Source organism: Glutamicibacter halophytocola (assembly GCF_001302565.1).
GTDB classification, from domain to species: domain Bacteria; phylum Actinomycetota; class Actinomycetes; order Actinomycetales; family Micrococcaceae; genus Glutamicibacter; species Glutamicibacter halophytocola.
In genome coordinates this window covers 2,589,031-2,615,305 of the sequence record NZ_CP012750.1, presented here as the reverse complement: position 1 = coordinate 2,615,305, position 26,275 = coordinate 2,589,031, and the positions used below count along the sequence as shown (strand labels likewise).

Genomic DNA, 26,275 nt, shown 5'->3' with positions numbered 1-26,275 from the left:
TAAGGAAACCGTAACGAGGAAGGGCTGAAGCCCACATGTCTATGACAGATCCAGTCGCAGATATGCTGACTCGTCTGCGTAACGCTAACTCGGCATACCACGACACTGTGTCGATGCCGTCGAGCAAGCTCAAGGTACGCATTGCAAACATCCTGAAGGAACAGGGCTACATTGCCTCGTTCGAGGAAGTTGCAGCAGAAGTCGGCAAGACTCTGACTATCACTTTGAAGTACGGCCCATCGCGCGAGCGTTCAATCGCTGGCGTGCGCCGCATCTCCAAGCCAGGTCTTCGCGTTTACGCAAAGTCCACCAACCTGCCTCACGTGCTCGGTGGTCTTGGCATCGCGATCCTGTCCACCTCCTCCGGTCTGCTTACTGACCGTCAGGCTGCAAAGAAGGGCGTGGGTGGGGAAGTCCTCGCCTACGTCTGGTAACGGGAAGGGAGAAACATACAATGTCACGTATTGGACGTCTTCCGATCACCGTTCCTGCCAACGTTGAATTGAACATCGACGGCCAGCAGGTCGCCGTTAAGGGCCCGAAGGGTGAACTTTCGATCACCGTTTCGGCTCCAATCACCGTTTCCAAGGACGAGAACACTGTTACCGTTGTTCGCCCGAACGATTCCCGCGAGTCTCGTTCGCTGCACGGTCTGACCCGTACCCTGATCAACAACATGATCATCGGTGTGACCGAGGGTTACGAGAAGAAGCTCGAAATCCACGGAACCGGTTACCGCGTACAGGCCAAGGGCGCTGACCTGGAGCTTGCTCTGGGTTACTCGCACCCAGTGAAGGTTGCTGCCGTTGACGGCATCACCTTCTCGGTCGAGGGCAACAACAAGATCATCGTTGCTGGTATTGATAAGCAGCACGTCGGTGAAGTTGCCGCCAACATCCGCAAGCTGCGTAAGACCGAGCCTTACAAGGGCAAGGGTATCCGTTACGCTGGCGAGATCATCCGCCGCAAGGTCGGAAAGGCTGGTAAGTAATCATGGCTATCGGAATCAAGGGCAAGAGCAAGTCCGCTCAGCGCGGTCGTCGTCACCAGCGTTTGCGCAAGCACATCGTTGGTACCACCGTTCGTCCACGCCTGGTTGTCAACCGCTCGGCTCGTCACATCTTCGTACAGATCGTAGACGACTCGCAGGGCATCACCCTGGCCAGCGCTTCGACCATGGAAGCCGAGCTTCGTGCAAGCGAGGCCGACAAGACCGCCAAGGCTAAGCAGATTGGCGAGCTCGTTGCAGAGCGCGCCAAGGCAGCTGGCATCGAAGCAGTAGTCTTCGACCGCGGTGGCAACAAGTACCACGGTCGCGTGGCTGCTGTTGCTGACGGCGCACGTGAAGGTGGGCTGGCACTGTGAGCGAAGCTACTAACAAGAAGGAAACTCAGGTGTCTGAAGCTACTGAAGCAGTCGAGACTGCATCGGCTCCCGCTACCGAGAACGCTGGATCCCGTCGCGGCGAAGGCCGCGGTCGTGGTGAAGGTCGTGGACGTGGCGAAGGCCGCGGCCGTGGCCGTGACCAGAAGGATAACCGCAACGAAGACAAGGACAAGTTCCTTGAGCGCGTTGTAGCTATCAACCGCGTCTCCAAGGTCGTCAAGGGTGGTCGTCGCTTCAGCTTCACCGCACTTGTCGTTGTTGGTGACGGCAACGGTCTGGTAGGCGTTGGCTACGGTAAGGCCAAGGAAGTTCCTGCAGCTATCGCCAAGGGCGTTGAAGAGGCCAAGAAGTCCTTCTTCCGCGTTCCACGCGTTGGCACCACCATTCCACACCTGGTCAAGGGTGAGGCCGCCGCTGGCGTCGTCATGCTTCGTCCAGCTGCTCCTGGTACCGGTGTTATCGCCGGTGGTCCAGTGCGCGCCGTGTTGGAGTGCGCAGGCATCCACGACATCCTGTCGAAGTCGATGGGTTCTAGCAACCAGATCAACATCGTTCAGGGCACCATTGCTGCACTGAAGGCTCTTGAAGAGCCAGCAGCTGTTGCAGCTCGCCGCGGTCTTCCGCTGGACGAGGTTGCACCAGCAGCAATGCTGCGTCACATCCAGAGCCAGAAGGCAGGTGCTTAATCAATGGCTAAGAACATTGTTCCAAGCGACGCCAAGCTGGAAATCACCCAGATCAAGTCCATCATCGGTGGTAACCAGTCCCAGCGCGACGTTGTTCGCTCGTTGGGCCTGAAGCGCATCGGACAGACCGTTGTCCGCTCCGCTGACCCTGTGACTGTTGGTATGGTCAACAAGGTCCCACACCTGTTGAAGGTTGAGGAGGCGAAGTAGAGATGGCTGAAGAAAAAGCACTGAAGATTCACCACCTGCGCCCAGCTGAGGGTGCAAAGACCGCCAAGACCCGCGTTGGTCGCGGTGAAGGTTCCAAGGGTAAGACCGCAGGTCGCGGTACCAAGGGTACCAAGGCTCGTTACCAGGTGAAGGCAGGCTTCGCAGGTGGTCAGCTTCCGCTGCACATGCGTCTGCCAAAGCTGCGCGGCTTCAAGAACCCATTCCGTGTCGAGTTCCAGGTTGTAAACCTGGACAAGATCTCGGAATTGTTCCCAGAAGGCGGCGAAGTCACCGTTGAGGCACTGGTTGCCAAGGGCGCTGTTCGCAAGAACCAGCCTGTCAAGGTACTGGGCACCGGCGAGATCACGGTCAAGGTTGACGTGAAGGTTGACGCCTTCTCGACTTCCGCATCCGAGAAGATCGCTGCTGCTGGCGGCTCGGCAAACACCCTCTAAACCAGGGTTTAGCCTTTGAATGGTCCCGGTTCGCGTCGAGTAATCGACGTGAACCGGGACCATTCTGCTATCGGCGAGAAATTTTCCAAGAACACCATCAATGCTTGGTTGATCAGGCCATAAACATTTCTGTCCATAAACATTTGCGTCTAATTCGTGTGGCGTATTTGGCAGGATAGCACTGTGGACGGCTAGAATCGTTAGGTCATGGGAAGTATCTCTTCCTGGGCTCAAGCACATACTTCAGGAGGACGCTTGTTCAGCGCCATAGCCCGAGTTTTTCGGACGCCTGATCTGCGCAACAAGTTGCTGTTCACGCTTGGGATCATTGCGATCTATCGTGTCGGTGTATTCATCCCCGCTCCGGGCATTGACTACAGCAACGTTCAGCAGTGTCTGGCAATGGGTGAAACCACCGGTGGACTTTATTCGTTCGTGAACCTCTTCAGCGGCGGCGCCCTGTTGCAGGTCTCCATCTTTGCAATGGGAATCATGCCGTACATTACGGCGTCCATCATTACCCAGCTGCTGCGTGTGGTGATCCCGCACTTCGAGACCTTGCACAAGGAAGGCCAAGCCGGGCAAGCCAAGCTGACGCAGTACACGCGTTACCTCACTATCGCCCTCGCGCTGCTGCAGGGCACCACGCTGGTGACCCTGGCCCGCACCGGGAGCCTCTTCCCGAGCTGCTCCCTCCCGCTGGTCCCGGATGACTCGCTGATCGTGATCCTGCTGATGGTCATCACGCTCACCGCAGGCACCGGCCTGATCATGTGGATGGGCGAGCTGATCACCGAACGCGGTATCGGCAACGGCATGTCCATTCTGATCTTCATCTCCATTGCTTCGGGCTTCCCGTCGGCAATGGGCTCGATCCTGCAGGCCCAGGGCGTCATGACCTTCATCGGCGTGCTGCTGATCGGCCTGCTGATCGTTGGGCTTGTGGTCTTCGTGGAACAGTCCCAGCGGCGCATCCCGGTCCAGTACGCAAAGCGCACCGTGGGCCGCCGCACCGTGGGCGGCACCTCCACCTACATCCCGCTGAAGCTGAATATGGCCAACGTGATCCCGGTGATCTTCGCCAGCTCCATCTTGGCCCTGCCGCAGATGCTGGTGCAGTTCAACCAGAATGACGATGGCACCTTGCCGGCGTGGGCCATGTGGTTGCAGGAGCACTCCTCGACCTCTTCGCCTTGGTACATGCTGGCCTACACGCTGATGATCATCGGCTTTGCCTACTTCTATGTTGCGATCACCTTCAACCCGGTTGAGGTTGCCGACAACATGAAGAAGTACGGCGGATTCATCCCAGGCATTCGCGCTGGACGTCCAACCGCCGAATACCTCCAGTACGTGATTTCTCGAATCACTTTCCCGGGCGCGCTGTACCTCGCGTTCGTTGCGTTGATCCCACTGATTGCCTTCGTGCTGTTCAACGCCGATCAGAGCTTCCCATTTGGCGGAACATCGATCCTCATCATGGTTGGTGTGGGATTGGAAACCGTCAAGCAAATCAATGCTCAAATGCAGCAACGAAACTACGAAGGGCTACTGCGATGAGTCGACTGCTAATTATCGGACCTCCAGGTGCCGGCAAGGGCACCCAGGCCGTAAAGATCTCCGAGCGCTTGGACATTGTCGCCATCTCCACCGGCGACATCTTCCGTGCCAACGTCAAGGGCGGCACCCCGCTGGGAATCGAAGCCAGCAAGTACATTGACAATGGCGACTTTGTCCCCGATTCGGTCACCAACAACATGGTCGAGGATCGCCTGAACCAGGACGACGTGGCCCAGGGCTTCCTGCTCGACGGCTACCCGCGCACCAGCGCACAGGTCGACGCGCTGGACGCCATGCTGGCCGGCAAGGGCATCGCACTGGACGCCGTGCTGCAGCTGACCGCCGACGACGATGAGCTGGTTGCCCGGTTGCTCAAGCGCGCAGAGATCGAAGGCCGCGCAGATGACACCGAAGAGGTCATCCGCCATCGCCTGGGCCTGTACAACGAAGAGACCCGGGTCGTCGTGGAACGCTATGAGGAACGCGGGATCGTGCGCAAGGTCGACGGCCTTGGCGCGATTGACGAAGTAACCGAGCGCGTGCTGGCAGCGTTGAACGTCAACGCCTAGGCACCTCGAAGAACATCGCGCAGGGATCGTGCAGCAACAATGAAAGTTGCAGCGCGGTCCCTGCGCACTTTTGCACGGATCACTGCTTGCACCGATCCACCACTGAGCTAGGGGAATCACATTGGCTTTTGGACAGCCGAAAATCGAGTACAAATCCAACTCCGAAATCCTGAAGATGCGCCAGGCCGGCCTAGTGCTGGCTGAAGCATTGGATGAAGCCGTTGCGATGGCTCGCCCCGGCGTGACCACCGAAGCGATCAACAAGGTCTTCGGGAAGGTGCTCGAACGCCACAACGCGACCAGCAACTTCCTGGGCTACCACGGTTTCCCGGCGAATATCTGCGCCTCGGTCAACCACGAAGTGGTCCACGGCTTCCCATCGGGCTACGAGCTGAAGGACGGCGACGTGCTGAAGATCGATGGCGGCGCCATCATCGACGGCTGGCACTCCGACTCGGCACGCACCGTGCTGGTGGGCAAGAACATCGACCCGGCCGACCAGCGCCTGAGCGAGATCACCGAGCAGGCCATGTGGGCAGGCATCGCTGCGGCCGCCAACGCGCGTTTCATCGGCCAGATCGGCGAAGCCATCGACGACTATGTCACCAGCCAGCCAGGCGCTGAGCTGGGCATCCTGGAAGACTACTGCGGCCACGGCATCGGCTCGGCCATGCACATGGCGCCGGATGTCCTGAATTACAACTCCGGGCACCGCGGTCCGCGCATCAAGCCGGGCATGGCGCTGGCCATCGAGCCGATGCTGGTGCGCGGCGGCATCGAGACCTCCGTGCTGGAAGATGACTGGACCGTAGTCACCAACGACAAGTCCAACGCCTCGCAGTGGGAGCACACCGTGGCCTTCCACATGGGTGGCATCTGGGTGCTCTCCGCCCACGATGGGGGAGAGGCCGGGCTGGCTCCATTCGGAGTAGCCCCATCGCCGATCAAGGCGTGAGAATTAGCTGTATTTTCTAGATCCAGCACGCTGACAACCTGTTGCGTGCTGGATCTAACATTTTTAGATCAGTGAACGATTGGCACTGAACGCTTCAATGGCGTATCGTTGACTGTTGGTTCGTGAATTAAGCGTGCCCAAAATTCTAAGTTTGGACATTACCGGTTCATGAGCCAGAACCAATTACTTGTTGGCGAAAATTGCCAACAAAAAAAGTTAGCGGGGAAAATGGGCAAGAAGGAAGGCGTCATCCAGGTAGAGGGCACCGTCTCAGAGGCACTGCCGAACGCGATGTTCCGCGTGGAGCTGCCGAATGGACACGTAGTGCTCGCCACTATCTCGGGTAAGATGCGTCAGCACTACATTCGAATCCTCCCAGAGGACCGCGTGCAGGTTGAAATGAGCCCATACGATCTCAACCGAGGTCGTATCGTTTACCGCTACAAGTAAATCTGCAGACTGAAAACTTTCTCAGCGACCGCGGTCACCGCAAGGTGATCTCGATCGCTGAATGATTGTTCTTGGACAAGCTTTTTACTGCTCCACATTTAACTGCAACCGCAAGAGGAGTAAACCCTTGAAGGTTAACCCTAGCGTGAAGCCGATCTGCGACAAGTGCAAGGTAATCCGCCGCAATGGTCGCGTCATGGTGATCTGCGAAAACCCACGCCACAAGCAGCGTCAGGGCTAATTCCGTTTCTACGGGATTCCCACGCGTAGTCAATTAGGCAGTATCAGCCAGGATTCTTGTCCTGGTGTACCCCCGGATTCGGAGGCCGGGGCCGTGAGAGATCACGGATGGTACTGCTCCAGACCTCCGTTCGTTGAAAGGTAGCCACTTGGCTCGTTTAGCAGGCGTGGATATTCCACGCGAGAAGCGCGTAATCATCGCGCTGACTTACATCTACGGCGTGGGCAAGACCCGTGCAGAAGAGACCATCGCAGCGACCGGTATCAACCCGGACACTCGCGTCAAGGATCTCACCGATGACCAGCTCGTGCAGCTGCGCGACTTCGTCGAAGGCACTTACAAGGTAGAAGGTGACCTGCGCCGTGAGGTTCAGGCTGACATCCGCCGTAAGGTAGAAATCGGATCCTACGAAGGTATTCGTCACCGTAAGGGCCTGCCGGTCCGCGGTCAGCGCACCAAGACCAACGCACGTACCCGCAAGGGCCCGAAGCGTACCGTCGCAGGTAAGAAGAAGACTCGCTAAATCTTAGCGATCTAACTCAAATACTTTTTTCGTAGGAGAAGAAATGCCCCCAAAGACTCGTGGAGCGGTACGTAAGCCGCGTCGCAAGGACAAAAAGAATATTGCGCAGGGACAGGCGCATATCAAGAGCACCTTCAACAACACCATCGTATCGATCACCGATCCGACTGGCGCTGTGATCTCGTGGGCTTCGGCCGGCGAGGTAGGCATGAAGGGCTCGCGCAAGTCGACCCCATACGCTGCCCAGATGGCTGCTGAAGCTGCTGCAAAGCGCGCTCAGGAGCACGGCATGCGCAAGGTTGACGTTTTCGTCAAGGGCCCGGGCTCGGGACGCGAAACCGCGATCCGTTCGCTGCAGGCTGCTGGCCTTGAGGTTGGATCCATCCAGGATGTTTCCCCAAGCGCTCACAACGGTTGCCGCCCATCAAAGCGTCGCCGCGTCTAATTGATTCGCTAGGCTAGGCCTAAGAAGTCACCGAAGCATTCAGCAGAATGCTCCGGTGGCTATCTTGGACTCATTCGCCTGCAAAAGACGAACGGCCACCTAAGGCTACCGTCGTTTCCACCCCCGTGAAGCGTCATATAGCGGACGCTCGCTGAAAGGAAATGTAAGTGCTCATTACGCAGCGCCCAACCCTGACCGAAGAAGTAGTTGCCGAAAACCGCTCCCGGTTCGTCATTGAACCGCTGGAGCCAGGCTTTGGTTACACCCTGGGTAACTCGCTTCGCCGTACCCTGCTCTCCTCGATCCCTGGTGCCTCTGTCACCAGTGTTCGAATTGACGGAGTACTGCACGAGTTCACCACCGTAGCCGGTGTCAAGGAAGATGTCACCGAACTGGTCTTGAACATCAAGAACCTGTCGGTTTCTTCCGAGCACGACGAGCCAGTCGTTGCCTACCTGCGCAAGCAGGGCCCGGGCATCGTTACTGCAGCGGACATCACCCCGCCAGCCGGTGTGGAGTTCCACAACCCTGATCTGCACATTGCAACCTTGAACGCCAACGGCAAGTTCGATATGGAACTGACCATTGAGCGTGGCCGTGGCTATGTGTCTGCCGCTCAGAACAAGAACATCGATGGCGAGATCGGCCGCATCCCTGTGGATTCGATCTACTCCCCAGTTCTGAAGGTGACTTTCCGCGTGGAAGCCACCCGTGTTGAGCAGCGCACCGACTTCGATCGCCTGATCGTTGACGTGGAGACCAAGGAATCGATCGCCCCGCGCGATGCCGTGGCATCCGCAGGTACCACCCTGGTTGAGCTGTTCGGCTTGTTCCGCGAACTGAACACCGCAGCTGAAGGTATCGAAATCGGTCCATCGCCAACGGACGCAGCCATGGCTGCAGACATGGCACTGCCGATCGAGGATCTGGAACTGACCGTTCGTTCGTACAACTGCTTGAAGCGTGAGGGCATCCACTCCGTGGGTGAACTCGTTACCCGCTCCGAGGCTGACTTGATGGACATCCGCAACTTCGGTGCAAAGTCCATTGACGAAGTCAAGGCCAAGCTGGTTGAACTGGGTCTGGCCCTGAAGGATTCCCCTCCAGGCTTTGATCTGGCCGCTCGTAGCGCCCTCGAAGATGGCGACGAATACGACGAAGGTCTGTAAACACCCGCGTCTAGCGACACACTACTTCATCCGCCGGCACGAGAAGATCGTGCCGGACGGGTTATTCATCTAGGAGAACCACAATGCCTACCCCTACCAAGGGTCCGCGTCTCGGCGGCAGTGCAGCACATGAGCGACTGATTTTCGCTAACATGTCGGCACAGCTCTTCGAGAACAAGAAGATCACCACCACCCTGACCCGCGCCAAGCGTCTGCGTCCACACGCAGAGCGCCTGATCACCTTCGCTAAGCGCGGAGACCTGGCATCGCGTCGTCGCGTTCAGGCTGTCATCGCTTCGCGTTCGCGCACCAACAAGTCGATCGTTCACGAGCTGTTCGAGAACATCGCACCAGCAATGGCAAACCGCGAGGGTGGCTACACCCGCATCACCAAGATCGGCAACCGCAAGGGCGACAACGCTCCTATGGCTGTTATCGAGCTCGTGATGGAGCCAGTTTCGCCAAAGCAGGCCGTCGTCAAGGAAGCCACCAAGGCTGCCGAGAAGGCTGCTGAAGCACCTGAGGCAGAGGCCACCGAAGAGGCATAAGCCCCCTTCGAGCTGAAGCTCGCACCCCCAGGGGTGATAAAAAGATTCCCGTTGGATCCGAAAGGAAACAACGGGAATCTTTTTTGCTTTAATCAGCAGGAACCGGGGGAGCAGAACGCTGGAGGCTTAGCTGAAGCTCTCCATATCCGGGCAGGCCTCATCCAGATAGGCCGTGGCTTCTGCCGCGTCGTCGGTATCCAGCGCCGAGATCTTTTCAGAGATCTCGGTGACGTTCTCGCTGGTGCCCTGTGCCATGAGCTTGGAGATTTCCTGACTCTGCTGCGAGGCAGCGGTCAAGGCATCAACGAGTTTCTTGTCCTTGGTCTTGGACGCCGCGTCCACCAGGATCGCATCGAATTCGTCCATGATCTTCGCGTAGTCCTTGGTCTCACCGGCGATGAGCTGCTCGCTGAGATCGTCCGCCTTGTGCAGCAAGTCTTTTTCAGCAACCTGGTCACTGACGTAAGAACAGGTCTCTTCGGTGTTCAGCTTTCCCGAGGAGCAACCGGTGATAGCCGTGGCGGCCAGCGTCAGCACTGCGGCGCTAGCAGCAACCTTCTTGAGCATGTAATTCCTTGCCTTGGGATGATCGAGTGACAGCGGGCATTGAAAGCCTTGTCAACATTGTTTTAAGCCTACACAAGCGACGTCGCTATGTTGGTCCGGCGACAAGCCAACACGCAGGGTCAAGCATCCGTTGGCGCGAATGAATAGCAACCGATTCGGCCACAGCAGAGCTTCATAAGCGAAGCGCTTTCGCCGCCGGCTTGGTGCAGGCCGATCCAGGCGATAAGGCGGTGCCCGGGGGAAAGGCATAGGCAACCGGGATATAGAAGGGACTCTTCACGAATTGAACCAATTCAGCGTGAAGCCACTGAATTGTTGGGGCCGTGCTTCTTCATGCAGCGTAGTCGCTATTGGCCCAATTCCGCCAGGCTTGGACACGCCGTATTCACATAGTCCATAGCCTTGGAATCTTCTGCGGTGCGGAGGCCTTGAACTTTTGACGACTTTTCCATCAATGTCAGATCATTGTCGGTCATGAGCTCAATCATCTGGTTGTTCTGATCGATAGAGGCTTGCAGAGCCTCTGCCAATTTCTCATCTTCGGTTTTGTCTGATGCCTCTTGCAAGAAGGCAGTAATCTCAGCCATCTTTGCCTTGAAACTGTCGCCGTCGCCAGTGAGCATATCTTGTACGGCACTATCAGTTGTCTCTGCGAGGCTCAATTCTTTGGCCTTGTCGGTGAGCCAGGTGCAGGTTTCTTCAGTGGAGAGTTTTCCTGAAGAGCAACCGGTCAGGGTTGAGAGTCCAAGTGCAATAACCGCTGTCGTCACGCCAATTTTCTTGAGCATGTGTTCCTCATGTAGTGATGAAGGGGCACCAATGGATGTGATCCAAGTTGGCAATTGATCTTTACTCTACATGCGGAAATTATCGTTCTCGTAGGCGTTACAGCATGAAGCTCGTTGAACAACGAAGCCAATCGATCGCAAATCACGCACGTAGAGCATGATCCATGGAGGAGTCCAGAAACGCTGGAAGCCATGTGATGAGCGAGTACCGCTGCAGGATGTTGGGCGCCAAGCGAATCGGTGCCAATTGGATCTAGATGCATGAGAACACGCATAATTGAGGGTATGAGCACGCAGCCTGACAGCCTCGATCCAATGGGAACTTCCGCAGCAGGAAGCACCGAAACCCCCGCATGGATCCGCATGCAGATGGTGCTCAGCTACGACGGTGCCGCCTACAACGGCTGGGCGCGCCAGCCCAATGTCATCGGCGTGCAGCAGCTTGTGGAAGAAGCACTGGAAATGCTGGTGCGCCGCCGGGTGCGAGTTGTTGTCGCTGGCCGCACCGATGCCGGTGTGCACGCGCGCCGACAGGTAGTGCACTTCGATTTGACGCAGGATGAATATGACAGACTGCCGCGCAAGGCCCCGCAGGAACCTGGCCCAGCTTTGGTGCGCCGAATCAATGGCATCCTTGGCCGCCAGGACGGAGCCGTCTGGGTCCACGAAGCTCTGCGCGCTCCCGAAGGCTTTGATGCCCGCTTCTCGGCGTTGGCCCGCCGGTACTCCTACCGCATTGCCGATGGCCAGCACCGCTGGGATCCGCTCACCCGGCATCTAACTACATGGCACCGTGAAGAGCTGGACGTTGAAGCCATGAACCGCGAAGCGCAGAGTGTGCTGGGACGCCACGACTTCTTGACCTACTGCAAGCCACGTCCTCATGCGACAACCATTCGTACATTGCAGGAGTTCAGCTTCACCCGTGGTGCTGATGGGCTGATCCTCGCTCATTTGAAAGCCGATGCTTTCTGCCACAATATGGTCCGCGCTCTCATCGGGGCGGCCATGATGGTGGGGGATGGGCGCGAGAAGCCTGGATTCCTGGCAGCTAGGCTGGAACAGATGGTGCGCGATTCCAAGACCAAGCTCTCGCATCCGCGGGCGCTCGTTCTCGAAGAGGTCTACTATCCAGAAGCCGGCGAGCTTGCCGCCCGGGCTTTGCAGACGCGCGCTCGGCGCAGCCAAGATGAAGCTGGAGAAGCATCGGCCAAGGCCTGAGCAGCCGATAATCCCCGGGATCTTAAGGGTGTTGTTGCTCACGACGCAGATGCTTTTTTGGCCGGAAACACTTTAATCCGCTAAACTTTTATGAGTTGTGTATGTCCACGTTCGACACTACACGCCCAAGCGTGACGGCTTAGTTGCATAGTCGCTGGTCTGCTGGGTGTGCGAACAACATATGGACGGCCGGTTATCATCAGTCCTCACCTGACGTACTGGTCTAAACACAAGAACAACACGACAGTGCCTGTCACTGGGGGATCTCACCGCCTTCAGCCAAGCGACTGTTTGACCAGAAACGAATCAACGTAAGGCAATTACTGTGCGTACGTACACCCCAAAGCCGGCTGACCAGACTCGTCAGTGGTATGTCATTGACGCCACCGATGTAGTACTCGGCCGTCTCGCCGTCCAGGCCGCAACCCTGCTGCGCGGCAAGCACAAGCCAACCTTCGCTGCACACATGGACATGGGCGACCATGTCATCATCATCAACGCAGAAAAGGTTGCACTGACCGGTAAGAAGCTTGAGAACAAGCGCGCTTACCGCCACTCCGGTTTCCCAGGTGGCCTGAAGAGCATCAACTATGCAGACCTGCTGGAGAAGAACCCAGTTCTGGCTGTTGAGAAGGCTATCAAGGGCATGCTGCCAAAGAACAAGCTGTCTGCTGCTCAGCTCTCGAAGCTGAAGGTATACCGCGGCGCCGAGCACCCACACGCTGCTCAGTCGCCAAAGGCACTGGAAATCACCCAGGTCGCTCAGTAGTCCTGGCCCCGAGAAGAAATACTTAATAGGAGATTATCGTGGCTCAGAACGCTGAAGAAACCACTGAATTCGAAGGCGAGACCCCTTCGACTTACACCACCGAGACCTCTGCTTCGGCCGTAGTTGCCGAAACCGAGCGCGCTCCGCTGACCGTTCCAGGTGCAGCAGTTGGCCGTCGCAAGCAGGCTATCGCCCGCGTTCGCCTGGTACCAGGTACCGGCAAGTGGACCGTTAACGGTCGCACCCTGGAGAACTTCTTCCCTAACAAGCTGCACCAGCAGGACGTCAACGAGCCTTTCAAGATCCTTGGTCTTGAGGGTGCTTACGATGTTATCGCTCGTATCAACGGTGGCGGCATTTCCGGCCAGGCCGGTGCACTGCGTTTGGGTATCGCTCGCTCGCTGAACGAGATCGATCGCGATGCAAACCGCGCAACCCTGAAGAAGGCTGGCTACTTGACTCGTGACGCACGCGTCATCGAGCGCAAGAAGGCTGGTCTGAAGAAGGCACGTAAGGCTTCGCAGTTCTCGAAGCGCTAAACCTTACTTCAAGGTCTTTTCCGGAGGCTCCAACATCCCGCAAGGGAAGTTGGAGCCTTTGGTCCATTAACGGTGGCATTCTCGGGGTTGATAATAATCTTCTCCCATTCCACACCCGTCGCATCTCTTCAACGAAGATAAATCGAAGTAGAGGGCATATGATTGGAAACGATGGCAAGATTATTTGGGACCGATGGGGTCCGAGGAAAAGCAAACGAACTGTTAACTCCCGAGTTGGCGCTGGAGCTGGCGCAGGCGGCATCCGTGGTGCTGGGCTTGAGCCAACCTGAAGACGGGCACAAGCCTGTTGCGGTGGTGGCAAAAGATCCGCGTATCAGTGGAGACTTCCTCTCCGCAGCAATTGAGGCCGGCCTCGCCGCCTCAGGTGTGGACGTCATGGACGCAGGCACGCTGCCAACTCCCGCAGCAGCCTTCCTGGTAGGGGACTTGGACGCTGATTTCGGTGTCATGATCTCCGCGTCGCACAACGCAGCTCCGGATAACGGAATCAAGTTCTTGGCCCGCGGTGGCAAGAAGCTCGATGACGCTTTGGAAGACGCCATTGAAGCGTGCCTGAAAATGCCCAAGCCCCGCCCAACCGGTGGCGAAGTGGGCCGCGTCGCACGATTCGCCGACGCTGAAGACCGCTACGTCATGCACCTGCTGCAGGCACTGCCTAACCGCATCGACGGTTTGAAGGTCGTTCTGGATTGCGCCCACGGTGCAGCTTCGGGCTGCTCACCAGAAGTATTCAAGGCTGCAGGCGCCGAAGTCATCGTCATTGGCGCAGACCCAGATGGCATCAACATCAATGATGGCTATGGATCCACCCACTTGGCGAAGCTGCAGTCCGCCGTGCTGGAGCACCATGCTGATCTGGGCATCGCCCACGACGGCGACGCAGACCGTTGCCTTGCGGTAGACCACGAAGGCTCCATTGTCGATGGCGACCAGATCATGGCCATCATGGCGCTGGACATGAAGGACCGCGGTGAGCTGAAGGATGACACGCTTGTCGCCACCGTGATGAGCAACCTCGGCTTGAATCTGGCCATGGAAGCTGCAGGGATCACCTTGAAGCAGACCGGTGTGGGGGATCGCTACGTACTTGAAGGAATGCACGAAGGAAACTACTCGCTTGGCGGCGAGCAGTCAGGCCACGTGATCTTCTCCAAGCACGCTACCACCGGTGACGGCGTTCTAACCGGCCTGATGATCGCAGCCCGGGTGAAGGCCACCGGCAAAACCTTGAAGGAACTCGCCTCGGTGCTGACAGTCCTGCCGCAGGTGCTGATCAACGTCCGTGGCGTGGACAAGGCAGCGGCACCGGATTGCGAGCCGCTGCAGCGGGATATCGCTGCCGCGGAAGCCCGTTTGGGTTCCACCGGCCGCGTGCTCTTGCGTCCATCGGGCACCGAGCCAGTGGTTCGCGTCATGGTTGAAGCGGCTACGCATGATCAGGCCGAGGCTGAAGCCGAGACACTGAGCGCGTCGGTCAAGGAACACCTTTCCCTGTAGTTCAGCGGGCGTTCGGCAACTAGTACGGAAATATCAAGAAAACTCACACCCCCGCAGGGTGTTCTGCATAAGAACAGCCTGCGGGGGTGTGGCATGCTAACAAGTAGAAACAGACATCGGTTCGTGTTCTCGGAGAGAAGGACTTTCGTGACTCTACGCATCAGCGTGATCGGCACCGGCTACCTCGGTGCAACCCATGCCGCCTGCATGGCCGAATTGGGCTATGAAGTCATCGGCGTCGATGTGGATAAGGCCAAGCTCGATGCGCTGGCCGCTGGCGTGCTGCCCTTCCATGAACCGGGCCTGCCGGAACTGCTGCGCAAACATGTGTCCTCCGGACGCCTGCGATTCACCGACGACTATGCCGATGTAGCTGCCAACGCGGATATCCATTTCATCACCGTGGGTACGCCCCAGCGTCCTGATTCGCAGTCAGCAGACATGTCTTACGTAGACGGGGCTGTCGACTCGCTGCTTGAGCACATCACGTCGGAAGCGTTGATTGTCGGCAAGTCGACCGTGCCGGTGGGCACCGCCCGCCGGTTGAGCGAGAAAATTGCTCAAGATGCCAAGCCCGGAAGCTCCATTGCCCTGGCATGGAATCCTGAATTCCTGCGTGAAGGTTTCGCAGTGAACGATACGCTGCGGCCTGACCGTCTGGTCTATGGCCTTGAAGGCGAGCGCGGCCTTGAGCTGCTGCGCGAAGTGTACGCACCGGTGCTGGCCCAGGAGATCCCTGAAATCGTCACCGACCTTGAAACCGCGGAGCTGGTCAAGGTGGCCGCCAATGCGTTCCTGGCGACCAAGATTTCCTTCATCAATGCCTTTGCCGAGGTGACCGAAACCGTGGGCGGCGACATCAAGACCCTGGCCGACGCCATTGGCCACGATAAGCGCATTGGCCGTCGTTTCCTGAACGCCGGAGTGGGCTTTGGCGGCGGATGCCTGCCGAAGGACATTCGCGCCCTCCAAGCGCGCGTGAGCGAGCTCGGGCTGACCCAGACCATGAACTTCCTCTCCGAGGTAGACCAGATCAACCTGCGCCGACGAGACCGCGTTGTTTCGCTGGCTGAAAACATGCTGGGCAATGAGCTGGCTGGCAAGCATATTTGCGTCCTCGGCGTCACGTTCAAGCCCAACAGCGATGACGTGCGCGATTCCCCTGCATTGGACATCGCGGTACGCCTGTATAACGCTGGAGCCGAAGTCTCGGTCTATGACCCTGAGGGCAATGCCAATGCCGCAGGCCGCTTCCCGCGTTTGAACTACGTGGATTCGCATCAGGAAGCTGCCCGCAACGCAGACCTGACCTTGGTGCTGACCGAGTGGCAGGAATTCCGCGACCTGGATCCGCGACAGCTGGGCGAAGTCGTGGCATCGAAGATGCTCATCGACGGCCGCAACGTGCTGGACCGTCCTGCCTGGCGCGAGCAGGGCTGGGTCATGACCGGTCCAGGCGAGTATTTCGAGCTCAACAGCAACAACGTTGCAACCGGGCCGGTTCCGGTTCAGTCCTAGCGCTACGTGGATAGCAAAAATGCGGTTGTCGAAAGACAACCGCATTTTTTGCCTCTTGGCGTCGACGCCTAGAAGCCGAAGTGCTTCATGACCTTCGGCAGGTTATCGATCAGGCGCGAAGCGCTGACCGTGCCATCCTGCGCGGTTACTCGTCCAAGGTGGCCGTGGATGATCGCAGCACAGGCAGAGAGTTCCATGATGCGACGGTTAGGCACGGTTCGCAGGCCCTGCGTGCCGGTCAGGGATCCGTCGGACAGCAGGTAGCCGAGGATGCCAGTGAGCACGTCGCCGCTGCCGGCTGTGGCCAACTGGGGCGACGAGTGGGTTACCACGAGGCTGCTGCCATTAGGGGCGACAATGTAGCTGGTCGGACCCTTCAGAAGGACAACTGCGTTGTAGGCCAAGGCGGCCCAGCGGGTCCACCGAATCGGATCCTGGGCAATCTCGTCGGGAGTCACCTTCACTCCGGCGCGGCCCAGCAGCATTCGCAGTTCCTTGGCGTGCGGAGTCAGGACGCGTGGCTGTTCGCTAGGGCCAGTTGGAACGACTTCCAAGCCTGAAGCGTCAATGACCGCTGGCTGGCGGCTGGCGAACACTTCGGCAATGGCACCGGTTGGGGGAGTGCGTCCGTCAAGGCCAGGGCCGATGGCCCAAGCCGAGATCTTGGCACCCTTGCCATGCAGGTGGCGACGCGAGGAAGAGAGTGCTTCCTTGATCTGCTGATCATCCAGCGGGACGGATTCCGGAACCGAGGCGGCAACCAATGGGCGCACGGAGTCCGGAACATGTGTACGCAGCAGGCCGACACCGCAGTTCACGGCCGCCTTGGCTGTCAGCTGGGCAGCCCCGGGATAGAGGTCAGAGCCTGCTATGAGGCCCAAGACTCCGCGCTGGTACTTGTGGCGTCCAGCGTCGCGCCACGAACGATGCTCGTCCAGGAGTTCTTGCGCAGCAGCCTCATCGACCAGCTGGGTTTCGGGTGCCACTGCAGAAAAATCAAATCCAAGACCAGCAATGGAGATTTCCCCGGTGACCAGTGGTGCATCAACGGTCAGCAGCCCCGACTTCATGGCACCAAAGGTCACGGTGCGCTCGGCGCGCAACACGTTGTCTTCTGCGACCCCGGTATCCGGGTGCAACCCCGAAGGTACGTCGCAAGCAAGCACGCGGCTGTGTGCAGGAAGTGTCGGCAGTGGGGAACCAGCGCGGTATCCCAAGCCGTACAGCGCGTCGATGACCAGTGAAGCATTAGCCAGTTCACTTTGACCATCAGAATAATCAGTCAGTGTTCCGCCGGCGCTCTGGTAGGCTGTGGCGGCCTCGGCATGTACGTGGTCCCCGAATTGCAAGGCGAGCGTGGAGATTCCTTGCTCCTGGAGCTGAGCCAGTGCATAAAGGCCATCTCCACCGTTATTGCCGGGTCCAATCAGGGCGATAACAAAGGCAGGTTCCGTGCCTGGTTTTTCGGCCAGCATGGTGGCTGCCGTTGAAGCCAATTCGGCGGCGGCTTGCTTCATCAGGCTCGCTTCGCCGCGCTTGGAAATCTCCTGGGCCTCAACCGCACGAATCTGCGCAACACTGTAGACAGGGATCATAATTCAAACAATACTCAAGGCGGTCGTCTGAATCCTTATTTAATGCCAATCGTGTCGTTATTCTTTTGTTTTGGAAGTGTCAGCTTTCGGCAACGACCATGGCGATGGCCATGTCGCCATCGTGTGACATGGTCAGATGCCATGAAGTGATTCCCCGCTGTTCACTGGCCTTGGCAACGGAGCCGGTGTTGTGGATTTGTGGATCCCCGGCTTCATCTTTGCGGATGGTGCAGTCTTGCCAGTTCATCCCAGCTGGTCCACCAAGCGCTTTGGCGATGGCTTCCTTGGCTGCAAAGCGGGCGGCCAGCGAGCGCAGAGGCAGGTTGCGTTCTTCTTCCGTGAAGAGGCGTTCTCTCAGGCGAGGGGTCTTTTCGAGTTGTCGGCCAAAACGGGGCACGTCGACAATGTCGACTCCGATACCTGCAATCATGGATTCCATTATATCGGCCGCCATCTGGGCGAAATACCTGGATTCTCGGATAGAAAACCGCGGGGTTCCGCGTTGCCGCATGGCAACGCGGAACCCCGCGAGCTTGCACAAACCCTGCTGCTGCTAGACAGCTTCAGCGATGAGCGAGCTGACCTGAGCGAAGAGCGGATGCCCCGGCTCTAGTCCGGTGATCGAGGCGGTGGCCTCATCAGGGGACTGGCTTTCCAGGATCTGGTGCAGGGCCACGGCCTCTTCATCTCCTGGTGCGTTGAACTGCAGAGCCGCGGCAATGGCCACAGACAAGGCTGACGTTGGCATTCCGCGTTCAGCCAGGTCCGCAGCTGGGCCGATGAATCGTTCATGGCGGCTGAGCTTGCGCATTGGCGCACGGCCCACGCGGCCCACGGTGTCAGGCAGGTGCGGGTTGGTGAAGCGGGTCAGGATCTTCTGCACATAGGCTTCCTGCGCTACTGGATCCAGTCCGTGCTTGGTCACCAGCAGCGACTTGGTCTCCTGCAGGACTGCATTCACCTTCTGCGAGATCTGCTCATCAGCCATCGCATCGGAGATCTTCTCAATTCCCGCTGCGGCGCCGAAGTACGCTGCGCTGGCATGTCCCGTATTCACGGTGAACAGCTTGCGTTCAATGTAAGGCAGCAATTCATCAACGAAGGTTGCCCCGGGGATCGCTGGCTCGTCGCCATTGAACGGGGTGCGGTCGATGACCCACTCGTAGAAGGTCTCAACGGTGACATCCAGGTTCTGGCCGGGTGCCTGTGCCGGGACAATGCGATCCACCGCGGTGTTGGCGAAGATGGCGCGGGAGGCCAGTTCCTGCTCCGTGCCCTCCCATGCTCCCTGGATTTCCTGCTGCAGGATATCGGTGGCATTGATGGCGTTCTCGCAGGCCATCACATGCAATGGAGCCAGCTGGGCTGGGCGCTGGGCCAGGGCCTGTGCGATGGCCGGGGCGACGAATTTCAGGATGTGAGGGCCCACCGCGGTGGTCACCAGGTCCGCCGTGGCGATCTGCTCGATGACCTCGGCCTGCTGCGAACCGGAATTCAGGGCGCTGAAGCCGGTGACGACCTTGTCCTGTCCTTCCTGCCCAACTTCATGCACGGTGTAGCTCTCGGCAGCGGCAAGGCTGTCGATGAGCTCTGCCGCTACGTCAGCGAAGACGATCTCATAGCCGGCTTCGTGCAGCAGCAAGCCGACGAAGCCACGGCCGATGTTTCCCGCTCCAAAATGTACGGCTTTCACTTGGTGTTGACCTTTCCGAATAGATCAAGGATTTCCTCGACGGAAGTGGCCTGCTCCAGCTGGGCGACCTGGTCCTTGTTGGTGAAGATCTTGGCGATGGAGGCCAGGATCTTCAGATGTTCATTGTTCAAGCCCGCAACACCCACGACAAACTTCACGTCCTTGCCGCCCCAGTCGATGCCTTCCGGATAGCGGACCACGGCGACGGCCGAGTGGTTGATGTGCTCCTTGGCATCATTGGTGCCGTGCGGGATGGCCAGGAAGTTGCCCATATAGGTGGACACCGAGGTCTCGCGTTCGTGCATGGCCAACACGTAGTCCGCGTCAACGGAGCCACGCTGCATCAGCAACTGGCCGACTTCGTCGATGGCTGCATCGCGCTCGGTCGCGGTGCCCTGGAGCACCACGCCATCCGCCGCCAGAACCTCGTGGGCTGGCTGGGCTTCGGCATTCTCGTCCTCGGAGGCTGCGTCTGCAGCAGCGGGGGCAGCCGGGACGGTTTCGGCAGGCGCGGCATCGGCTGGGGCAGTGTTGCTCGTGCGCACCAGTTCAACGATTTCGTCATAGCGAGGGCTGTTCATGAAGTTGTCCACCGAGACGTGCGTGGCACTTCCGGTCTTCGGCTTGGCGCGATCCGCGAGGTCCTGATGCGTCACCACGATGTCGTAGGTGTCGGTCAGGTTGGCAATGGCCGAGTTGGTGACCTTGACGTCGCCAAAGCCGGCGTCCTTGATCTTGTTGCGCAGTACCGAAGCGCCCATGGCGCTCGAGCCCATGCCTGCATCGCAAGCAAAAACGACGGTGCGGATTGGACCGGAGGTAGCGGCCGCGGAAACCAAAGCAGAAGCTACCGAGCTCTTCTTGCCCTTCATGGCCTCCATCTTCGAGGTGGCTTCACCCAGCTCGTCGCCTTCGGTGTTCTTGCTCAGCTTCAGGATCAGCCCTGCAACGACAAAGGAGACGATGGTGGCAAAGAGCACCGAGAGGGTGACGCCGAGATAGCTATCCGAGGACGCCGCGGCGAATACGGCCAAGATGCTGCCAGGAGCCGCAGGCGATCGCAGGCCGGCACCGGTCACCACGAGGGTGAAGACGCCGGTCATGCCGCCGAGGATCGGAGCCAGAACGATTACTGGCTTCATCAGCACGTAAGGGAAGTAGATCTCGTGGATACCGCCGACGAACTGGATCAGCGCGGCACCGGGAGCCGAGGCGCGGGCCATGCCGCGTCCGAAGACCGTGTAGGCCAGCAGCAGGCCGAGGCCCGGGCCGGGGTTGGACTCGAGCAGGAAGAGCATCGATTTGCCGGCGTTCAATGATTCCTCGGTGCCCAGCGGGGTGAGGATGCCGTGGTTGATGGCGTTGTTCAGGAACAGGATCTTGGCCGGCTCGATCAGGATGCTGGTCAGCGGCAGCAGGCCATGCTGGACCAGGAAGTCAACTGCGGTGGCTGCGCCCTGGCTGAAGGCCTTGACGGCTGGGCCGACGAGCAGCATGCCGATGATGGCCATGATGGCGGCAACAATGCCCGCCGAGAAGTTGTTCACCAGCATCTCGAAGCCGGGCTTGATGCGGCCATCCCACAGTGCATCCAGCTTCTTCATGACCCAAGCCGCCAGCGGGCCCATGATCATCGCGCCAATGAACATCGGGATATCGGTACCCACGATCACGCCCATGGTTGCCGCGGCGCCGACAACGCCGCCGCGCAAACCATGGATGGCATGTCCGCCGGTGTAGCCGATGAGCAGCGGCAACAGGAAGGTGATCATCGGGCTCACCAGCAGTGCCAGCTGCTCGTTTGGCAGGAAGCCTTTCGGGATGAACAGGGCTGTAATCAGGCCCCAGGCGATGAATGCGCCGATATTGGGCATGATCATGCCTGAGAGGAAGGTGCCGAACTTCTGGACACCGACTCTCAAGCCGGCGCGTGGTTTTTCAACCGTTTCTGTTTCCATGACTAATCCTAAGAATTCGCCCGTGGGCGGGTAGTAGATCTGGAGATTATGGGTGGTCGTGGGACTTCGAGGCTATCCGGAGGAAGAGATCCTGTGAAGCCATTCCAAGAACAGCTTGAGTTCTGTACTGGATAGCTCGTTGGAGTTCGAAGACTGCAGTGCCGCATTCAAGGCAATGGCGGCAACGACGACGGAGGACTGATTGGTGGGTTCGGAGAACTGGGCGTGCGCTTCGTCATTGAACACGGCCTGGATCATGGAGTCGCGCGTCATCGTGGACAACTCCAGATTTCTCCGGTCCGCTGATTCGGCGATGAGCATCAGGGTGACGCCGACGTTGGCGGCCATGATGCTGCGTGCCGCTTCATGCGGTGGAACTTTCAACTGTCCGGCTATGGCCGCGCGGTTGAGCCGTTCGGCCACCAGCTGTTCAGCCTCTGCCACGATTGCCGGGCGGCTTTCGGGGCGGATGTTGCCGAACAACACCAGATAAAGGTGGGTCTTATCAAGGCCGAACTGCACATGGCCATCCCAGAGGCGGCGGATGTCCTCGATTGGATTGGAATCCAAATTGATGGCTCGTTCGCCTGCCAGGTACTCTTCGAAACCTGCGGTGACTACTGCATTAAACAGTCCTTCCTTGTCTCCGAAGTGGTGGTAAAGGGTTGGTGCGGTGACACCAGCGAGTTTGGTGATCTGCCGAGTCGACACCGGCTCGCTGCCTGCATTCGCCAGCAGTTCGGTGGCTGCTTGCAGCAGGCGAGTTTTCGGAGGCAACTGGTCATTGGAACTCATAAGCGTTACCCTATCACTTATAGCGCTGTTATATGAATTGAATCACAGCATCGCGCAAACGCCAAGAACTTATCGCGAAACCCGCACCACACCCGCACTGCAGCAGGGATGGGTGCGCCCGCGCCAAGACAAGGAACGACCATGCAAAATTTGAAGGGCGTCGGGGTCAGCCCGGGCCGCATTATCGGAACAATCCGCCACATGCCGCAACCGGTTCAAGAACCGCACGCCGAGCAGCGGCTGTCACCAGATGTCTCAGCCGAGGACGCGATTGCGCAGCTGAAAGCGGCCGCTGGACGCGTGCATGAACAGCTCAAAGACCGGGCCAGCCACGCCCAGGACGATGCCAAGGCCGTCTTGGAAGCCACCGCCCTCATGGCCAAGGACAGCATGCTGCTCAAGACCGCCGCCAAGAAGATCACCGCTGGCATCTGTGCCGAGCGGGCCATCTGGGACGCGGCCCAGACCGTGGCCACCCAGCTGGGTGCTTTAGGCGGGTACATGGCCGAACGCGCCACCGACGTGCTGGACGTGCGCCAGCGCATCGTCGCCGAGCTGCGCGGCGCCCCTGCCCCAGGCATTCCGCACAGCGACACCCCGTTCATCCTCGTAGCGCAGGACCTTGCTCCCGCCGACACGGCCACCCTGGATCCCGCGCAGGTGCTGGCCCTGCTGACCTCCGAAGGCGGCCCGCAGTCGCACACCGCGATCATCGCCCGCTCGCTGGGGCTACCAGCAGTGGTGGCCGCTGCTGGCGCCGAGCAGATCCTGGCGGATGCCGAAATCTATGTGGATGGCGCCACCGGAGAGATCCATCTGGAACCGGGGCAGCCCGAGCGCCAGGCTGCCGAACGGTGGCAGGCCTCGGCCCAGCTGCAGAGCTTCGATGGCACCGGTGCCACCGCCGATGGGCACGCGGTGCCGCTGCTGGCCAACGTCGGGGGCGCCGATAGCGCCCGCCGAGCCGCTGCCGACGGCGCCGAAGGTGTCGGATTGTTCCGCACGGAATTCTGCTTCCTGGAACGCGATAGCGAGCCCAGCGTGGAGGAACAAGCTGCCGCCTATGCCGGGGTCTTCGATGCCTTTGCCGGCAAGAAGGTCGTGGTCCGCACCCTGGATGCCGGCGCTGATAAGCCACTGCCCTTCCTGACCGACTCGACGGAGCCGAATCCGGCGCTGGGCGTGCGCGGCTACCGCACGGACTGGAGCAACCCCGGCGTGCTGCAGCGCCAGCTGCAGGCCATCGCCCAGGCCGCTGCCGGGAGCAGCGCCGAGGTCTGGGTCATGGCCCCGATGATTTCCACCGTCGAGGATTCCGAAGCCTTTGCCCGGATGTGCGCTGACGCCGGGCTGAGGACTCCCGGGGTGATGATCGAGGTGCCCTCCGCGGCGCTCAACTCCCGGCATGTGCTGCAACCGGTGCAGTTCGCCTCGCTGGGCACCAATGACCTCACCCAGTACGCGATGGCCGCAGACCGGCAGCTTGGCTCCCTGGCCGCGCTGAATACCGGATGGCAGCCTGCCGTCTTGCAGCTGGTCAAGCACGCGGTGGACGGCGCGCAGCTGGCGGGCCAGCGCCCGGTCGGCGTGTGCGGGGAGTCCGCCGGCGATCCTGCCATGGCGGTGGTCCTGGCGGGCCTGGGTGTTGCCACCCTGTCCATGAGCGCACGCTCGATTCCCGCGGTCAGCTCGGTGCTGCGCTCGATCACCCTGGCGCAGGCGCAGGAACTGGCCGAGGTGGCGCTGAACGCGCGTAACGCACAGGAAGCCCAGCAGCAGGTGCGCGCAGGCCTGCCCATTCTCGATCAGCTCGGGCTCTAGCCCAAGAAGCCTGTCACGAACCAACAACCAGAAAAGGAACAACACCATGATTGAACGTACAGCCACCATCGGCAGCAGCGTCGGCTTGCACGCACGTCCGGCTGCGATCTTCGCCGAGGCCGCCAGCGACTACGACTTTGACATCACCATTGCGCGCCAGGGCGAGCCGGCGGAAGACGCCGGCGATGCCAGCAGCATCCTGACCCTGATGGGCCTGGGCGCCGGGCACGGGGAAGTGGTGGTGCTGCGTAGCGAGGATGCCGGTGCGCAAGCCGCGTTGGATGCATTGGCGGCAGTCTTGGAAACCGACCACGACGCCAGCTAGAAGTCCTGCAGCGATTTTCTTGAGTTAACAGCAAAGAGTCCACACCAAAATGGTGTGGACTCTTTGCGTGGTGGCGACGCGTGGATTACTCCACGGTCACCGACTTGGCCAAGTTGCGCGGCTGGTCCACGTCATAGCCCTTGGCTGAAGCCAGCTCGCAAGCGAACAGCTGCAGCGGAACGGTGGTCAGCAGCGGCATCAGCAGGGTTGGGGTCTCTGGCACGTAGAAGACGAACTCTGCGTAGGCGCGGACGTCCTCATCGCCGGACTCCGCGATCACCAGGGTGTTTGCACCGCGGGCGCGAACTTCCTGGATGTTGGAGACAACCTTCGAGTGCAGGGAGTCGCGGCCGCGTGGGGACGGAACCACCACGAAGACCGGCTGGTCCTGCTCGATCAGGGCGATCGGACCGTGCTTGAGCTCGCCAGCGGCGAAGCCTTCCGCATGGATGTAGGCGATTTCCTTGAGCTTCAAGGCGCCTTCCATTGCTACCGGGTAGCCAACGTGGCGGCCCAGGAACAATACCGATGGGGTGTCAGCCATCTTGCGGGCCACCGTCTTGATCTCTTCAGCGCGGTCCAGGATGTCCTGGATCTTGGAAGGGATCTTGCCCAGGTCGGCAAGGATGTCCTTGATCTGGCCGGAGAACAGGTTGCCGCGCAGTTGCGCCAGGTACAGGCCCAGCAGGTAGGTCGCGGTGATCTGTGCCAGGAAGGCCTTGGTGGAGGCCACTGCGATTTCCGGACCTGCGTGGGTGTACAGCACCGCATCGGATTCACGCGGGATGGTGGACCCGTTGGTGTTGCAGATGGACAGGGTCTTGGCGCCCTGTTCCTTGGCGTAGCGCACAGCCATCAGGGTATCCATGGTCTCGCCTGACTGGGAGATGGACACAATCAGGGTGTTCTCGTCCACGATCGGTTCGCGGTAGCGGAACTCGTGGGAGAGCTCGACCTCAACCGGGATGCGGCACCAGGATTCGATGGCGTACTTTGCTACGGTGCCGGCGTAAGCGCTGGTGCCGCAAGCAAGGACAACAATCTTGGTGATCTTCGCCAGCTCCTCGGGAGAGATGCGAAGCTCATCGAGGGTCAAGCGGCCGTTAGCGTCCGAGCGGCCCAGCAGGGTGTCGGCGACAGCTGCAGGCTGGTCGAAGATTTCCTTCTCCATGAAGGAGGCGAAGCCGCCCTTCTCGGCGCTGGCTGCATCCCAGTCAACGGTGAATTCCTTGCCCTCTGCAGGGGTGCCGTTGAAGTCGATGATGGAGTGGCTCTGAGGGGTGATGGTGACAATCTGGTCCTGGCCCAGTTCCACAGCACGACGGGTGAAGTCGATGAAGCCGGAAACATCGGATCCCAGGAAGTTCTCGCCGTCACCCAAGCCGAGGACCAGTGGCGAGTTGCGGCGAGCCGCCACAACAACACCTGGGTGGTCCTGGTGGACGGCCAACAGGGTGAAGGCACCTTCCAGGCGCTGAACGGCCAAGCGCATGGCACGGGTCAAATCGCCTTCGGCTTCGTTGGTGTAGATCTTGCCCAGCAAGGCGGCTGCAACTTCGGTGTCGGTTTCCGAGAGGAAAGCAACGCCTTCGGCGAGCAGCTCGGCCTTGATGCCGGCGAAGTTCTCGATAATTCCGTTGTGGATCATGGCAAGCTTGCCACCATCGGCGAGGTGTGGGTGGGCGTTGCCATCACTCGGCCCACCGTGGGTTGCCCAACGGGTATGTCCAATGCCAGTCATCGACTGGGGCAGTGGAGCTTCAGCAATTTCATTCTCCAAGTTGGCCAGCTTGCCGGCCTTCTTGCGAGAGTGAATAGCGCCATCGGCGACAACTGCGACACCAGCCGAGTCGTAGCCGCGGTATTCCAACCGGCGCAAACCTTCAATCAGAACGTCGAGGGCACCGTGGTCGGTGACTCGGCTCGAGGTTCCTGCATATCCAACAATTCCGCACATGGGTAAAATCCTAC

At 59.5% G+C, this 26,275-nt stretch carries 29 protein-coding genes and 1 pseudogene; 22 read left to right on the top strand and 8 right to left on the bottom strand.

Translation table 11 applies throughout. The annotated features are described in order from the left end of the window. Window positions 1-35 precede the first annotated feature (35 nt). The 15 genes and pseudogenes from rpsH to rplQ all read left to right on the top strand — a co-directional run. Complete coding sequence (gene rpsH / locus AOZ07_RS12025) at window positions 36-434, top strand: 30S ribosomal protein S8 (protein ID WP_013349671.1); 399 nt, start codon at window positions 36-38, stop codon at window positions 432-434. A 20-nt stretch (window positions 435-454) separates the two neighbouring features. Beyond that, on the top strand, window positions 455-991 hold the full coding sequence (gene rplF, locus AOZ07_RS12020) for a 50S ribosomal protein L6 (RefSeq protein WP_060702210.1): 537 nt from the start codon (window positions 455-457) through the stop codon (window positions 989-991). A gap of 2 nt (window positions 992-993) precedes the next feature. Next, window positions 994-1,365, top strand: coding sequence for a 50S ribosomal protein L18 (rplR, locus tag AOZ07_RS12015; protein WP_060702209.1), 372 nt, complete (start codon window positions 994-996; stop codon window positions 1,363-1,365). A gap of 29 nt (window positions 1,366-1,394) precedes the next feature. Then, window positions 1,395-2,072, top strand: coding sequence for a 30S ribosomal protein S5 (gene rpsE / locus AOZ07_RS12010; protein WP_171918424.1), 678 nt, complete (start codon window positions 1,395-1,397; stop codon window positions 2,070-2,072). Window positions 2,073-2,075: 3 nt separating this feature from the next. Continuing rightward, window positions 2,076-2,282 carry a 50S ribosomal protein L30 gene (gene rpmD, locus AOZ07_RS12005; protein WP_022874120.1) on the top strand — a complete coding sequence of 69 codons (207 nt, stop codon included), beginning with the start codon at window positions 2,076-2,078 and terminating at the stop codon, window positions 2,280-2,282. A 2-nt stretch (window positions 2,283-2,284) separates the two neighbouring features. Further along, a complete protein-coding gene (rplO, locus tag AOZ07_RS12000) occupies window positions 2,285-2,737 on the top strand; it encodes a 50S ribosomal protein L15 (protein WP_058254881.1) in 453 nt (150 codons plus the stop codon). Between the two features lie 255 nt (window positions 2,738-2,992). Further along, on the top strand, window positions 2,993-4,297 hold the full coding sequence (gene secY, locus AOZ07_RS11995) for a preprotein translocase subunit SecY (RefSeq protein WP_060702207.1): 1,305 nt from the start codon (window positions 2,993-2,995) through the stop codon (window positions 4,295-4,297). Next, window positions 4,294-4,866, top strand: coding sequence for an adenylate kinase (locus AOZ07_RS11990; protein WP_060702206.1), 573 nt, complete (start codon window positions 4,294-4,296; stop codon window positions 4,864-4,866). Before secY ends, AOZ07_RS11990 begins: the two co-directional genes overlap by 4 nt. 121 nt (window positions 4,867-4,987) lie before the next feature. After that, window positions 4,988-5,821: a type I methionyl aminopeptidase gene (gene map / locus AOZ07_RS11985; protein ID WP_060702205.1), complete on the top strand. Its 834-nt coding sequence runs from the start codon at window positions 4,988-4,990 to the stop codon at window positions 5,819-5,821. 228 nt (window positions 5,822-6,049) lie between these two features. Next, window positions 6,050-6,271 carry a translation initiation factor IF-1 gene (gene infA / locus AOZ07_RS11980; protein ID WP_013349662.1) on the top strand — a complete coding sequence of 74 codons (222 nt, stop codon included), beginning with the start codon at window positions 6,050-6,052 and terminating at the stop codon, window positions 6,269-6,271. 127 nt (window positions 6,272-6,398) lie between these two features. After that, window positions 6,399-6,512: a 50S ribosomal protein L36 gene (rpmJ, locus tag AOZ07_RS18250; RefSeq protein WP_071894985.1), complete on the top strand. Its 114-nt coding sequence runs from the start codon at window positions 6,399-6,401 to the stop codon at window positions 6,510-6,512. A gap of 148 nt (window positions 6,513-6,660) precedes the next feature. Further along, a complete protein-coding gene (gene rpsM / locus AOZ07_RS11975) occupies window positions 6,661-7,035 on the top strand; it encodes a 30S ribosomal protein S13 (RefSeq protein WP_022874115.1) in 375 nt (124 codons plus the stop codon). Between the two features lie 43 nt (window positions 7,036-7,078). Beyond that, window positions 7,079-7,480 carry a 30S ribosomal protein S11 gene (gene rpsK / locus AOZ07_RS11970; protein WP_022874114.1) on the top strand — a complete coding sequence of 134 codons (402 nt, stop codon included), beginning with the start codon at window positions 7,079-7,081 and terminating at the stop codon, window positions 7,478-7,480. 167 nt (window positions 7,481-7,647) lie between these two features. Beyond that, a complete protein-coding gene (locus AOZ07_RS11965) occupies window positions 7,648-8,649 on the top strand; it encodes a DNA-directed RNA polymerase subunit alpha (protein ID WP_060702204.1) in 1,002 nt (333 codons plus the stop codon). An 83-nt stretch (window positions 8,650-8,732) separates the two neighbouring features. After that, window positions 8,733-9,194: pseudogene (rplQ, locus tag AOZ07_RS11960) on the top strand (50S ribosomal protein L17); the annotation flags it as partial. Between the two features lie 129 nt (window positions 9,195-9,323). On the opposite strand, the gene AOZ07_RS11955 reads toward rplQ, so the two are convergent. Both AOZ07_RS11955 and AOZ07_RS11950 read right to left on the bottom strand, forming a co-directional pair. Beyond that, window positions 9,324-9,764, bottom strand: coding sequence for a hypothetical protein (locus AOZ07_RS11955; protein WP_060702202.1), 441 nt, complete (start codon window positions 9,762-9,764; stop codon window positions 9,324-9,326). Between the two features lie 347 nt (window positions 9,765-10,111). Then, window positions 10,112-10,552 (bottom strand): hypothetical protein, encoded by a 441-nt coding sequence (locus tag AOZ07_RS11950; protein WP_060702201.1) that lies wholly within the window; start codon window positions 10,550-10,552, stop codon window positions 10,112-10,114. Window positions 10,553-10,837: 285 nt separating this feature from the next. Between AOZ07_RS11950 and truA the strand changes: the two genes are divergently transcribed. The 5 genes from truA to AOZ07_RS11925 all read left to right on the top strand — a co-directional run bounded on the left by truA (window position 10,838) and on the right by AOZ07_RS11925 (window position 16,117). Next, complete coding sequence (gene truA, locus AOZ07_RS11945) at window positions 10,838-11,773, top strand: tRNA pseudouridine(38-40) synthase TruA (protein ID WP_084793240.1); 936 nt, start codon at window positions 10,838-10,840, stop codon at window positions 11,771-11,773. Between the two features lie 325 nt (window positions 11,774-12,098). After that, a complete protein-coding gene (gene rplM / locus AOZ07_RS11940) occupies window positions 12,099-12,542 on the top strand; it encodes a 50S ribosomal protein L13 (protein WP_022874108.1) in 444 nt (147 codons plus the stop codon). Window positions 12,543-12,580: 38 nt separating this feature from the next. Next, entirely contained in the window at window positions 12,581-13,081 is a 501-nt protein-coding gene (gene rpsI / locus AOZ07_RS11935; RefSeq protein WP_060702200.1) for a 30S ribosomal protein S9, read from the top strand. A gap of 171 nt (window positions 13,082-13,252) precedes the next feature. Continuing rightward, window positions 13,253-14,599 (top strand): phosphoglucosamine mutase, encoded by a 1,347-nt coding sequence (glmM, locus tag AOZ07_RS11930; protein WP_060702199.1) that lies wholly within the window; start codon window positions 13,253-13,255, stop codon window positions 14,597-14,599. A gap of 147 nt (window positions 14,600-14,746) precedes the next feature. Beyond that, the gene (locus tag AOZ07_RS11925) at window positions 14,747-16,117 is read left to right on the top strand and encodes a UDP-glucose dehydrogenase family protein (RefSeq protein ID WP_060702198.1); all 1,371 of its coding nucleotides are present in this window, start codon (window positions 14,747-14,749) and stop codon (window positions 16,115-16,117) included. 68 nt (window positions 16,118-16,185) lie between these two features. On the opposite strand, the gene AOZ07_RS11920 is transcribed toward AOZ07_RS11925, so the two are convergent. The 5 genes from AOZ07_RS11920 to AOZ07_RS11900 all read right to left on the bottom strand — a co-directional run bounded on the left by AOZ07_RS11920 (window position 16,186) and on the right by AOZ07_RS11900 (window position 22,158). Next, a complete protein-coding gene (locus AOZ07_RS11920) occupies window positions 16,186-17,712 on the bottom strand; it encodes an NAD(P)H-hydrate dehydratase (RefSeq protein WP_060702197.1) in 1,527 nt (508 codons plus the stop codon). 79 nt (window positions 17,713-17,791) lie between these two features. Next, the gene (locus AOZ07_RS11915; RefSeq protein ID WP_060702196.1) at window positions 17,792-18,142 is read right to left on the bottom strand and encodes a holo-ACP synthase; all 351 of its coding nucleotides are present in this window, start codon (window positions 18,140-18,142) and stop codon (window positions 17,792-17,794) included. Window positions 18,143-18,265: 123 nt separating this feature from the next. After that, the gene (locus AOZ07_RS11910; RefSeq protein ID WP_060702195.1) at window positions 18,266-19,405 is read right to left on the bottom strand and encodes a mannitol-1-phosphate 5-dehydrogenase; all 1,140 of its coding nucleotides are present in this window, start codon (window positions 19,403-19,405) and stop codon (window positions 18,266-18,268) included. Beyond that, on the bottom strand, window positions 19,402-21,363 hold the full coding sequence (locus tag AOZ07_RS11905; protein WP_060702194.1) for a PTS mannitol transporter subunit IICBA: 1,962 nt from the start codon (window positions 21,361-21,363) through the stop codon (window positions 19,402-19,404). The genes AOZ07_RS11910 and AOZ07_RS11905 overlap by 4 nt, the downstream gene beginning before the upstream one ends. A gap of 72 nt (window positions 21,364-21,435) precedes the next feature. Beyond that, window positions 21,436-22,158, bottom strand: coding sequence for a TetR/AcrR family transcriptional regulator (locus AOZ07_RS11900; protein ID WP_060702193.1), 723 nt, complete (start codon window positions 22,156-22,158; stop codon window positions 21,436-21,438). Window positions 22,159-22,299: 141 nt separating this feature from the next. On the opposite strand from AOZ07_RS11900, the gene ptsP reads away from it, so the two are divergent. Beyond that, complete coding sequence (gene ptsP / locus AOZ07_RS11895; protein WP_060702192.1) at window positions 22,300-23,979, top strand: phosphoenolpyruvate--protein phosphotransferase; 1,680 nt, start codon at window positions 22,300-22,302, stop codon at window positions 23,977-23,979. A 46-nt stretch (window positions 23,980-24,025) separates the two neighbouring features. Continuing rightward, entirely contained in the window at window positions 24,026-24,304 is a 279-nt protein-coding gene (locus tag AOZ07_RS11890) for an HPr family phosphocarrier protein (RefSeq protein WP_060702191.1), read from the top strand. An 85-nt stretch (window positions 24,305-24,389) separates the two neighbouring features. On the opposite strand, the gene glmS is transcribed toward AOZ07_RS11890, so the two are convergent. After that, window positions 24,390-26,261: a glutamine--fructose-6-phosphate transaminase (isomerizing) gene (gene glmS, locus AOZ07_RS11885; protein WP_060702190.1), complete on the bottom strand. Its 1,872-nt coding sequence runs from the start codon at window positions 26,259-26,261 to the stop codon at window positions 24,390-24,392. Between the last annotated feature and the right edge of the window lie 14 nt (window positions 26,262-26,275).

Bases quoted from the DNA above. Each gene is read 5' to 3' on its own strand.
- rpsH (WP_013349671.1), top strand. From the start codon at position 36: ATGTCTATGACAGATCCAGTCGCAGATATGCTGACTCGTCTGCGTAAC.
- rplF (WP_060702210.1), top strand. From the start codon at position 455: ATGTCACGTATTGGACGTCTTCCGATCACCGTTCCTGCCAACGTTGAA.
- rplR (WP_060702209.1), top strand. From the start codon at position 994: ATGGCTATCGGAATCAAGGGCAAGAGCAAGTCCGCTCAGCGCGGTCGT.
- rpmD (WP_022874120.1), top strand. From the start codon at position 2,076: ATGGCTAAGAACATTGTTCCAAGCGACGCCAAGCTGGAAATCACCCAG.
- rplO (WP_058254881.1), top strand. From the start codon at position 2,285: ATGGCTGAAGAAAAAGCACTGAAGATTCACCACCTGCGCCCAGCTGAG.
- AOZ07_RS11990 (WP_060702206.1), top strand. From the start codon at position 4,294: ATGAGTCGACTGCTAATTATCGGACCTCCAGGTGCCGGCAAGGGCACC.
- infA (WP_013349662.1), top strand. From the start codon at position 6,050: ATGGGCAAGAAGGAAGGCGTCATCCAGGTAGAGGGCACCGTCTCAGAG.
- rpsK (WP_022874114.1), top strand. From the start codon at position 7,079: ATGCCCCCAAAGACTCGTGGAGCGGTACGTAAGCCGCGTCGCAAGGAC.
- AOZ07_RS11955 (WP_060702202.1), bottom strand. From the start codon at position 9,764: ATGCTCAAGAAGGTTGCTGCTAGCGCCGCAGTGCTGACGCTGGCCGCC.
- AOZ07_RS11950 (WP_060702201.1), bottom strand. From the start codon at position 10,552: ATGCTCAAGAAAATTGGCGTGACGACAGCGGTTATTGCACTTGGACTC.
- truA (WP_084793240.1), top strand. From the start codon at position 10,838: ATGAGCACGCAGCCTGACAGCCTCGATCCAATGGGAACTTCCGCAGCA.
- glmM (WP_060702199.1), top strand. From the start codon at position 13,253: ATGGCAAGATTATTTGGGACCGATGGGGTCCGAGGAAAAGCAAACGAA.
- AOZ07_RS11920 (WP_060702197.1), bottom strand. From the start codon at position 17,712: ATGATCCCTGTCTACAGTGTTGCGCAGATTCGTGCGGTTGAGGCCCAG.
- AOZ07_RS11915 (WP_060702196.1), bottom strand. From the start codon at position 18,142: ATGATTGCAGGTATCGGAGTCGACATTGTCGACGTGCCCCGTTTTGGC.
- AOZ07_RS11905 (WP_060702194.1), bottom strand. From the start codon at position 21,363: ATGGAAACAGAAACGGTTGAAAAACCACGCGCCGGCTTGAGAGTCGGT.
- AOZ07_RS11900 (WP_060702193.1), bottom strand. From the start codon at position 22,158: ATGAGTTCCAATGACCAGTTGCCTCCGAAAACTCGCCTGCTGCAAGCA.
- ptsP (WP_060702192.1), top strand. From the start codon at position 22,300: ATGCAAAATTTGAAGGGCGTCGGGGTCAGCCCGGGCCGCATTATCGGA.
- AOZ07_RS11890 (WP_060702191.1), top strand. From the start codon at position 24,026: ATGATTGAACGTACAGCCACCATCGGCAGCAGCGTCGGCTTGCACGCA.
- glmS (WP_060702190.1), bottom strand. From the start codon at position 26,261: ATGTGCGGAATTGTTGGATATGCAGGAACCTCGAGCCGAGTCACCGAC.